At 44.3% G+C, this 9563-nt stretch carries 10 protein-coding genes; 1 reads left to right on the plus strand and 9 read right to left on the minus strand.

Annotated elements, in window-relative coordinates:
* Positions 1 to 46: 46 nt before the first annotated feature.
* Complete coding sequence (locus tag AC4II3_RS06025) at positions 47 to 1771, minus strand: cytochrome c biogenesis protein (RefSeq protein WP_488006449.1); 1725 nt, start codon at positions 1769 to 1771, stop codon at positions 47 to 49.
* A 61-nt stretch (positions 1772 to 1832) separates the two neighbouring features.
* A complete protein-coding gene (locus tag AC4II3_RS06030; protein WP_488006451.1) occupies positions 1833 to 3608 on the minus strand; it encodes a cytochrome c biogenesis ResB family protein in 1776 nt (591 codons plus the stop codon).
* A 479-nt stretch (positions 3609 to 4087) separates the two neighbouring features.
* Here AC4II3_RS06030 and AC4II3_RS06035 point away from each other — a divergent pair, with 479 nt between their 5' ends.
* Positions 4088 to 4552 (plus strand): pentapeptide repeat-containing protein, encoded by a 465-nt coding sequence (locus AC4II3_RS06035; protein WP_488006453.1) that lies wholly within the window; start codon positions 4088 to 4090, stop codon positions 4550 to 4552.
* A 109-nt stretch (positions 4553 to 4661) separates the two neighbouring features.
* On the opposite strand, the gene AC4II3_RS06040 is transcribed toward AC4II3_RS06035, so the two are convergent.
* The 7 genes from AC4II3_RS06040 to AC4II3_RS06070 form a co-directional block, all read right to left on the minus strand.
* Positions 4662 to 5135 (minus strand): thioredoxin domain-containing protein, encoded by a 474-nt coding sequence (locus AC4II3_RS06040; RefSeq protein ID WP_488006455.1) that lies wholly within the window; start codon positions 5133 to 5135, stop codon positions 4662 to 4664.
* A 334-nt stretch (positions 5136 to 5469) separates the two neighbouring features.
* Complete coding sequence (locus AC4II3_RS06045; RefSeq protein ID WP_488006457.1) at positions 5470 to 6081, minus strand: hypothetical protein; 612 nt, start codon at positions 6079 to 6081, stop codon at positions 5470 to 5472.
* Between the two features lie 88 nt (positions 6082 to 6169).
* Entirely contained in the window at positions 6170 to 6349 is a 180-nt protein-coding gene (locus tag AC4II3_RS06050) for a hypothetical protein (protein ID WP_488029117.1), read from the minus strand.
* The gene (locus tag AC4II3_RS06055; RefSeq protein ID WP_488029115.1) at positions 6349 to 6993 is read right to left on the minus strand and encodes a Tll0287-like domain-containing protein; all 645 of its coding nucleotides are present in this window, start codon (positions 6991 to 6993) and stop codon (positions 6349 to 6351) included. The genes AC4II3_RS06050 and AC4II3_RS06055 overlap by 1 nt, the downstream gene beginning before the upstream one ends.
* 185 nt (positions 6994 to 7178) lie before the next feature.
* Positions 7179 to 8018: a cytochrome c3 family protein gene (locus AC4II3_RS06060; RefSeq protein ID WP_488011631.1), complete on the minus strand. Its 840-nt coding sequence runs from the start codon at positions 8016 to 8018 to the stop codon at positions 7179 to 7181.
* Positions 8015 to 8659, minus strand: a complete 645-nt coding sequence (locus tag AC4II3_RS06065) for a cytochrome c3 family protein (RefSeq protein ID WP_488011633.1) — start codon at positions 8657 to 8659, stop codon at positions 8015 to 8017. The genes AC4II3_RS06060 and AC4II3_RS06065 overlap by 4 nt, the downstream gene beginning before the upstream one ends.
* Before the next feature lie 25 nt (positions 8660 to 8684).
* Complete coding sequence (locus AC4II3_RS06070) at positions 8685 to 9248, minus strand: globin family protein (protein ID WP_293079111.1); 564 nt, start codon at positions 9246 to 9248, stop codon at positions 8685 to 8687.
* Between the last annotated feature and the right edge of the window lie 315 nt (positions 9249 to 9563).

The raw sequence follows: 9563 nt of genomic DNA on the forward strand, positions 1-9563 counted from the left end.
TCATTATTAGTTGGCATTATGCATTTTTAGTTAGTTTTAATTAATTTTAATTATCTTTAGCCATAACCGGTTGGTTTGGACTCAATTGTTTCACTAGATTGTCACTAGATTTAGAGAGCAGCCAACGGTTATGTCTGGTAGCTGCAGCTGCTACAAATAATAAGTCTAAACCAACGAGGGTCCCGACAATTAATTCTGAGCCACCAGTGCTAAATCCATAACTGTGTAAACCCGTACCGAGAACAAAGTTAACGCCATACCAAGCCATCAACACAGCATTAAAACAAACTACACTAATGACTGCCATCCCAAAGTCTGCTAACCATCCTACCAGACGACCATGTAATGGGACTATGTAACACATTAGGGCAATCAACGCCCAGGTTTCTTTGGGATCCCAACCCCAGAAGCGACCCCAGGAGAAGTGAGCCCATATCCCACCGAGAATAATGCCAGTAGTGAGCAGTAAAACACCAATTTGTAGTACTCGATAGTTGAATTTTGATAGATTGGAAATTCGTTGAAAGGATTGGGGAGCAACTAGATAATGTCCTAGAATAATATGTCCTAATCCCATCGCTAAGGCAAAACTAGCATAGCTGAGGGTAATGGTGGGAACGTGGATACTTAGCCAAAAGTTGTCTCGTAGTACTGGTACAAGGGGGGCAATACTTGGATCTAGGACGGCTGGAAGACTGTCTGCTAGAAGAAGACAAAGGATTGATAAAGGAGCAGCGGCTAACAAATAGTATTTTGCCTGGTAGATTAGCTCAAATACTAGGGCAATGGCGGCTATCCCAAATCCAACCCACACTACGGATTCATACATATTGGTGACTGGGGGACGTCCGGCAATTTCCATGCGGGTGATAAAGCCGTAGCCTTGGATGAAAAGACCTGTGAGGAAAATTCCTACTGCTCCTGAGTAGAGGTCGAATTGCTTGAGGGATAATCCTAATAATAGGACTAGTAATGCGATCGCATAAATTTTCCAGGCTTTACTGAAGGGGCGAAAACTAGAGAAGTTAACTTCCCGTTGCAGCACGGAATCCTTGGGGTAAATGTCAGGGCTAAGAGCAGCTAACTGCTGATGTAGTGTTTCCGCGACTTGCCCAACCTCAACAGTAGTCAGTAGGGGATCTAAACGATAGGCTTGTTTGAGTGTTTGGTAACTCTGCTGTAGAGGGGTAATTTGTTCGTTGGTGTAATACTGTTGCGATTGAGGTATGCTTACCCAAGTGCCTTTACTATCACTGGGATGGGGAACTAGGGGTAGGGTATCAGTACCTACCGTGCGTAACATTAATGCCAGTCTGTCTTCTATGGTCAGGGCTTCTCGTTCGTCTCTGGTCAGCTCAATGTTGTCGGCTTGTTTTTGATTGGCTTCCAGAACCATGGCACCTAGGTTGGAACTGACTAATTCTCCGAAGGAGAAGTATTTTTGTTCTAGGTCAAGACCAATTTTTTCTTTGAGGGGGCGGTAGGTAAGTAGAATGAAGGGTTCTTGGTTCCAGTCTCGGTTATTAAACCATAGGGATAGGTAGGTTTGGAGATAGTTGAGAGTTTGATTGTTTTCTAGGCGGTAGTTAGTTGAACCGTGGATTTTGGCTACGGTTTCTCGGGCTACGGTGTCTAAGGGTTTTTTGCGCCCATCAAGTTGGACGGCTAGGGTTTGTAAGGGGTCTAGGGGTGATGGTTGCAGTTGGGTTGGAGGTATGATCAGGATTACGATTCCGAGACAGAGTCCGATCAGGAGTTGGAGTGGTTTCATCAAAGCACAGGAGTAAAAGCTAAACAGGAGTAAACGCTAATCTGAACTAGAACAAAGTATGCTAGGGGGAATGATAGTACAAGGGAACTCCGGACTCCTCTGGCTGGCGGCGCAGTTTTTTGGCTACCCCTCGACCATAGAACATGATGGTGATGCCACCGATTACTAGACCGGAGCCTGTCCAGGTTAAGGCAGTTACCCAGGCTGGTTCTCGCTTGATTTGTAGGGTTGATTGTTTTAAGTCACCGGGATTCCAGGAAGCTTGGGCTATTTTCCAGCCTTGATACCAGGTGGGATGGTTCATCCAAACGTTGCGGTGGGAGATGACATTGTGATCCCGGTCTTCGAGCCGGATTTTGCTAGTCCACATGGCAACGGAATCACTGCCTTCATTGCGTTCAACGATGAAGTCTTCTAATGCGATCGCAAATGGCAGTTGCAAGAGTTTGGGACTAAAGGCAGCAAAGATTTCTCCTGTTGGTTCGTTAATCGTAGTCGGTTCGCCCCAGGGTAACCAGGTTTGGGTTCCGGTTTCGGTGCTGACTAATAAAGCTGGTACTCCCTTAACGGTTGAGTCAAATACAGGTATAACTTGACGATTGATTATGCCATGGGGAATATACTCGTCTAGGGTAATTTGGAAGTCTGCCCAACCGGGACTGACAGCTTTTCCAACCTCTAAAGTCCCAGATTTAAATCCTTTCGAGGAATGGGCAGCATAGAATAGCTGACCTGATTGAGTCACGATCACCCGGAAATAATCCTGTGATTCCTGGGGTTGAATGTTATAGCTAATCTCAATTCCTTCTAGGGGTTGTCCTGATACCACTGAACGAATTGGGGGAAAGTTTTCCTTTCCAAACACAAACCAGCGTTCAAGCCCTTCTGGTGTGGATACCTCTAACTGTACTGCGGGATTTCTCAGTTGTTGGGAGGCCGTGGTCGGTTGGTTGTTGGCGTCTAGTCGGAAATCTGGCCAAAAATCGATTACTTTGACTGAGGAGTCTGGGGCTTGGGATGACAGAGCTTGTTTTATATCGATAATCTCTGTATCTATCTTGTCCCTTTCTTTTGACGTTACCTCGATGGTTCCCCAAGGACTCAGGTTTTTTTCGTCAGGGGGGGATACCAGAGATTTTCCTTTTCCTGTCGCTACCGTATCTACCTGAATAATTTCTAATTCAGCTGGCCCAATTCCTACTTTGCTATAGGCTACTGGGGCTACAGCTAAATAGCGCTCTAGGGTTTGCCCCATGCGATCGCTTTTCAAGCGTAATCGCACAGCTGGATTATCTACTGCTAGATTATCTGCCGTTTCCCCTTCGGTAAAACTGACTGTTTTGATGGTGTTGTCGCTGTAGCCTACCAAAGACAGTTTACCAATTTGCTTGGGCATGACTGAACCATCTGGCTTGATCAATACATCCGCCTGCTGCAACTCTGATGATGGTGTCATCACTTCCACAAATTCCCCTTCAACCCGAATCTGATTGCTCGAAGCCGTATCGGTGCGCAAAGGTAACATGCCCTCTACACCTAAGTGGATTACAGCCGCTGAACCAGCGATAATTATGATGATACCAAGATGGGTCAGAGCAAAGCCGATTTTACGCGCACCTCGCCAGGGATAGCGATACAGAGCTGAGACCGCTAAGTTGAGGGCTAGTAGGAACATTAAGGCTCCAAACCACGGACTTTTGTAAATCTCCTGTTGCACGGTAGTTGACCCGACCTGAGATTCGTAAAACGTCGCCCCAATTAAGATAGCGACAATCATACTAAGTAAAGGGACAGCTAGTTTAATCGAGCCAATAAATTTCAATGTATGCTCAAGCATATAGCAATTCTAGGTTATTTGTGAACATACTGGTCAAGATTGGTAGCACACAACATGGTTTCGTAACTATAAGGTAATCAGGAATAGTTTTTACCCAAAATTTAGGATTTATTTCTATATAATACACCCTGGTATAAAACAATTTTATCAACACAAGCTTTTTCCTAAATTATGGTTTTTTTCGCTTTTTTAAAACTAAGCGATCGCTTAGTTTTAAATACCTTCACTTCATGAACTATTACCATAAATTTAAATTAATATTGTATTCACTTATACATTGAGCAAGTTTTTCATCTTAAAGGTGTACTCAATTAGTCTACTAATAGTCTACTAAATTAAACATTGCTAAACGGTTGCGTAAACGCGATCGCTAACATCAGACTTCGATACTGGCCATATTAAGGTCTGTCTACAATTTCCCATCTGTAAGGAATTGTGATTAACACCAGACCCAATCCAGATCACGTTTGAGGTTATCTATGCTGTTGTACACTAGTCCATCTAGCCAACTTACCACAACCAATCCTGAGGAACTACTGAAGCGATATGCTAGGGGAGAACGGGATTTTCGGGGCATAAATCTGAGTGAGGAAATGTTGAGTTGGGTAGATCTTGAGGGAATAAATCTCAGTGGTGCTCAGCTTTATGTATCTGTTTTAGAAGGGGTTAACCTTACCGAAGCGAACCTTACTAGAGCTAACCTCAGTTGGATAGACTTAACTGCAGCTAGGTTAATCAAGGCAAATTTGACTGAAACTAACTTACACAAAGCCGATTTGCGTGGAGCGGATTTGAGTGGTGCTAACCTTCAGGGGTCAGATTTGAGTGGTGCTAACCTTCAGGGAGCGGATTTGAGTGGTGCTAATCTTAGCGGTGCGGACTTAACTAGTGCAGTAATGTCTCGTAGTTTTGATATCGGTATCTTAAAGTTGGCAGCTTTGTAGAAAGATATTGTTTAATATTTTGTTGTTGAAAGTTTAAGGTTGGTTTGTTTAAGGTTTAATAACCTGTAACTTTCTAACCTGTAACTTTTCACCTCTGGTCATCCTGTTTTCAGGATAATAGCTCTTGCAGCACTTTACTGATAATTGTTTCAGGTATTTTGCCAACTAGGATTTCTGTCTCTTGCTGATTACTGTCTAGAAATGTGAATTGAGGCACACCAGTCACTCGGTATTTTTCAATCGGTTTAGCCCACTGGGGGTCATCTATATTTAGCATCACCCAATTCACGGTTTCTCCATACTGTTGGTGTACTTTATTTAGTATGGGAGCCATAGATTGACAAGTGGTACACCAGTCAGCGTAAAATTCTATTACAGTTGGCTTATTATTGCTTAAAGCAAGCTCATACGGTAGGGATTGCTTTGCCATTGTCTTGATTAGAGCTAACCCAGCCACGCTCGAAGTGCTAAGGCTAGATACATCAGAACGAGTTAGGAAAAATGTTCCAGCGGCGAATACAACAGTGATTATTCCTACAACAATGCTGAGTTTTGCCCTGAGTGTTCCTTTATCACTATTCATTATAGTATTTCTCAATTGGGTGATGTCTAAATTCCTGGGTTGTAGGGAGCAGGGAGCAGTGAATAAAATTTAGATATACCTGACTAGACTAGGAAACGCTATATTTATTGATATAGTATTTACCAATAGATCATGAAACAAAATACTCAATTATCATAACACCAAAAAATAATCGTATCGGGTGCATCTCACTTTTACTATTTGACGCGGTGGTGCGTTACGGGCAACAACCTAACACTTGCTATGGCTTGCGTCTTGGCGAGCCCGTCCCTAACACACCCTACGCCACTGTTGCCTGTTCCCTATTGCCTATTGCCTGTTCCCTATTGCCTATTCATTGATAGTAATAGGCGAGAAATATGTGAAATCCTAGCATGACAAAGAACACACTGACTAGGAAGATATGGGTGGATAGCCAGATAGAGCGTAGATTACGAATTAGGGGGCCTTTAGATATACCCGGTAGCATCGTGCCAATGCCATCCTTTGCTGGCACCCAACCAAAATATTTTCTAGGAGATTCCAGCACCCCAGTTTCCGCCACCACACCGACTAGAGCCGATAGAGTTACACCAAAAAATACCCACAGAAATATAGAATTAAAATTCTTACCAGTCGCCCCAATGGTATGAATTAATGTTGTTCCTAACAGGGCGACTCCCAAAAAGATATGTAAACTGCGCCACAGCTGCATAGAACCAGGAATAGTAAACTTAATCATCCAGCCACGACTACGCTTTCTAGCCGTTAGTACCATCTCAAACAAGACAAAGGCTAGGGATAGATAGCCGGTAATTTGCTTATAAAGTTCCCCTTGTAAAAGCTGATACCATCTAAAATAATTGTCCCGCAGCATCGGTAGATAAAGGGGACTGAGGGCAAAGGGAGTCAGAATTACCACACAGATGAAGGTGAGGATGATTAAGGTAGAAAATTTGGGCTTCATAACATAGTGGCTTTTCGGTTAAACCTATTTTGTCAGCACTCAGCACTCAGCAGTCAGTAGTCAGCCGTCAGCCGTCAGCCGTCAGCCGTCAGCCGTCAGTCTTTGGGTGATAGCTGTTCGCGTAGCGTGGCCAAAGGCCAAGCGTGCGCGTAGCGCTAATCGCTGACCGCTGATAGCTGATAGCTGATAGCTGATAGCTGATAGCTGATAGCTGATAGCTGATTGCTGATAGCTGATAGCTGATTGCTCTCACATTTCCCCTAAAAATTAGGTGCCTTTTAGAGGCAGATTAATGATGATGCCACCCATGACTTCGCCCATCTCGAAGACTTTGTCGGGATAGCGCTCTTTGTGTACAGGATGGGTGTTGTGGCAAGAGACACAGGCTTCAGCCACTGCTTTATCAGGGTAGACTGCAGAATAATAGGTTGTACCAGCAATTTCTTGATAGTCCATGTAAGGCTCACCAGTTTCAACCACTTCTGCCATCGCTTTCTTTTCAAATTCAGATTTTGGCGCTTGGTTATCGTTGATGTTCCAAGGGGAAATTAAGCCGTAAGTAAACTGTCCGTTCTCAGAAGCAATCTCTGCTCCTAGACGGAACATCTGAGCTGGTAGGGGAATACCACCAGTTTGTTGCCAACCTTCAGTGGCTTCCGCATCAACTACTCCTTTTGGCTTCTCTTTGCCTTCTAATTTCGTCAAGCGGTTAATGACATGCTTGGTGTAAGCAGTGCGGTCTGCTAAGAGCACGGTATGGATATAATCCACAACTAATTCTGGAGCAACACCTGCAGCTTGCTGAGTGGAACCGCCACCACAAGCGACAACAGTGACGCAAATCGCTAAACCTAAGGCAATTAAGCCTACAGCTTTGGTTTTCATGCGATGTAGCAATGTCTTGATTGCCATGATTTCGTGTCTCCTCTCGTTGTATTTAATTGGTATGACGTGGCTATAAAATGGCTATGACTACCGCTAATTTAATGATTAGCGTTAGCTAGTAGCTTTATTTAGTAGCTTTATTTAGTAGCTTTATTTAGTAGCTTTTACTACTAGTAGCGTTAATTAGTAGCGTTAATTAGTAGCTTTTACTACTATTCAGCATTACTCGACCGTTTCTTCTCAAATTCACGAACTAGATCAAAGGTTTCTAGCTTTAGGGTAGGAGGTTCAGCAAAGTTTTCCTCCACTAGCTCATCGTCGAAGATGCTGTTATAGCTATACTCGACGCTGTGGCAGTTCATACAAACTTCCTTAACCATGCGATCGCGTGGTTTAAGAGTAAAGGTATTGTTGTGATTAACGACAATTGTGTTTTCTGTGTTTTCCAGCTGCTGACGAGGTAAATGACAGGTAGCACAGGTCACCGATTCACCATTCGGTCTGGGTAAAGTACCTTGGTCAGCAAATAGTTGGGCATGCTTTGAGTTTTGATAGTTAAGGGAGTGGTTGTCATTATGACAGGTTAAACAGGAATCTACAGAGGCTTGCCAGGTATCTACAGAATGGACATTATGACAGGTGTTGCAGTTCATTTGCTTGTCTATCGCTGACTCTTTCATCGGCAAATGAGCCATTGCTGGTGTCAAGGGAGATAGTCCTTCTGAGATCCGAATGCCATGCTTACCATACAAAAACGTCTCAACTGCTACCTCATGGCAAGTTTGACAACTTTCCTGGGTTGGTTTAACCACTAATTCTTTAGTTTCAGAGTCTTGGTGACAGCTAGAGCAGTTGACGTCTGCTAAGGCATGAGCACTGCCTTCCCACAACTGATTAATTTCAACTAATTCTGCTTGGGAAAGGGATGCACCGGGGTCTTTGGGCACACCCCCATTAGTAGCTACATCAATAGCAGTGTTTGCGTTACCTCGGATACCGCTGACCAATACCAAACCAATTAGGACGAGTACAATGGCAATCAGTTTTTTCATGACTCGCTCCCCAGGAATTCTTCACCTAAATCGGGAGTAGGCGGTTCTTCTAATTCCGCAGTAACTGTCCGCTCCAACAGTACAGGTTCTGGCAACATCGGCAACTGATCAAGATTCTGACGTAGGAATCCTGTGGAGATGGAGCGGTGGTCGTGGAAGTTATGACAGCCTGCGGTCCAGCAACCATCCGGAGTAAATCCTGTATGACTGGCTAACTCACCGGTAATGATCCCTTCATGGCAAGCCATACATAGATCTGGCTTGAGGTGAACTCCTCGCCCAAACATATGGACGTGTTCGTTATGGCAAGCCGTACAGGTCAGTACATCTATCTTGGTTAAAAGTTCAGCCCAACGGGGGTCACGGAACTTTTTAGTTCCGTGAGTATCTGCTGCCATTTCGGCTTCGTGACAGCGCATACAGGTTTCGTTGGTGACCGGTTTAAACCCCTCATGACAGGAGTTACAGGACACCTCAAACAAAACATGTCCCTCCGAGGTAGTGCCAGGAAGGAACACACTGCGATGATCTAAAGCGAAGGCAGCGCCTAACCACGTTAGTAGGATCACCATCACACCGATGATGACTACCTTGGATTGGAGAATAGTGGGCTTAAAAAACTTACCTAGATTGCTTGCCATTTTTAACTATTTACATCCCCATGGCTTACAACAACAGGGCCAAGAGAAGGCTGACGATTCCACCAGCTCCAAACACTCCACCGACTAAGGGCCAGTTAATGTTTGCTTCCGGCACCTCATACTGTTGGGGGCTGGGTTTTGTGGCCTCTGGTTTTGGGGAATCTAACTCCACTTCTTCAGAGGAATAATCCGCACCATCCAACATGATGGTGGTAATGGCTCCGTAGGCATCTACCCAGGCTTGCTTGACTTCTGGTGTCCAATCCGCGCCCAAGTATTGCTCAAAGGTTTTTAGGAGGCTATTGCCCACTAATGGATAATGTTCTGGCAGCGCTCCATACTTAACATGTCTCGCTCCTAGTCCTTTGAGGGCTGCACCGAGGGTATCTGGATTGCGTAGATTTTCTACTACCAGTACCAAGGAAGCCAGCAGTTTTTTCTTTTGGGCACCCATGTCTGTGGTATCGAACAGAGGCTGGGCTGCTGGATAATCGGTAAATAGATTTTCGTAAAAGCTGGCTACAAATTCTGTAGCGCTAGGCTTAATCTGATCAAAGCTTTGTTCTAATAGTTCGACTTGTAAAGACATTGTTCTATATCACTCCCTAGGATTTATATAGGATTTACATGGGATTTACATAGGATTTAACTGTTAGCTTGGCACCGAGCCCCCGGTAATAACTTCAACCCACTTCTGGGTTGGAGTTATTGACCTTGAGAGCTTGACATCCCCTAAAGGTAGATGCCCAGTGGAGATAACCTCCCACCAGGCAGGATTGTAAAGATGTCTAACTGTGTAAGGTTCCCACTGACTAACACTGACTAAGTCGATGTGATTAGATCAATAGTCCATATCGAGATATAACGATAGGTTTCACAATTGGGAGACATCGTAGCTTTTGTT

The organism is Moorena sp., from assembly GCF_982860115.1.

Bases quoted from the DNA above. Each gene is read 5' to 3' on its own strand.
- AC4II3_RS06035 (WP_488006453.1), top strand. From the start codon at position 4,088: ATGCTGTTGTACACTAGTCCATCTAGCCAACTTACCACAACCAATCCT.
- AC4II3_RS06055 (WP_488029115.1), bottom strand. From the start codon at position 6,993: ATGGCAATCAAGACATTGCTACATCGCATGAAAACCAAAGCTGTAGGC.
- AC4II3_RS06025 (WP_488006449.1), bottom strand. From the start codon at position 1,771: ATGAAACCACTCCAACTCCTGATCGGACTCTGTCTCGGAATCGTAATC.
- AC4II3_RS06070 (WP_293079111.1), bottom strand. From the start codon at position 9,248: ATGTCTTTACAAGTCGAACTATTAGAACAAAGCTTTGATCAGATTAAG.
- AC4II3_RS06030 (WP_488006451.1), bottom strand. From the start codon at position 3,608: ATGCTTGAGCATACATTGAAATTTATTGGCTCGATTAAACTAGCTGTC.
- AC4II3_RS06045 (WP_488006457.1), bottom strand. From the start codon at position 6,081: ATGAAGCCCAAATTTTCTACCTTAATCATCCTCACCTTCATCTGTGTG.
- AC4II3_RS06065 (WP_488011633.1), bottom strand. From the start codon at position 8,659: ATGGCAAGCAATCTAGGTAAGTTTTTTAAGCCCACTATTCTCCAATCC.
- AC4II3_RS06060 (WP_488011631.1), bottom strand. From the start codon at position 8,018: ATGAAAAAACTGATTGCCATTGTACTCGTCCTAATTGGTTTGGTATTG.
- AC4II3_RS06040 (WP_488006455.1), bottom strand. From the start codon at position 5,135: ATGAATAGTGATAAAGGAACACTCAGGGCAAAACTCAGCATTGTTGTA.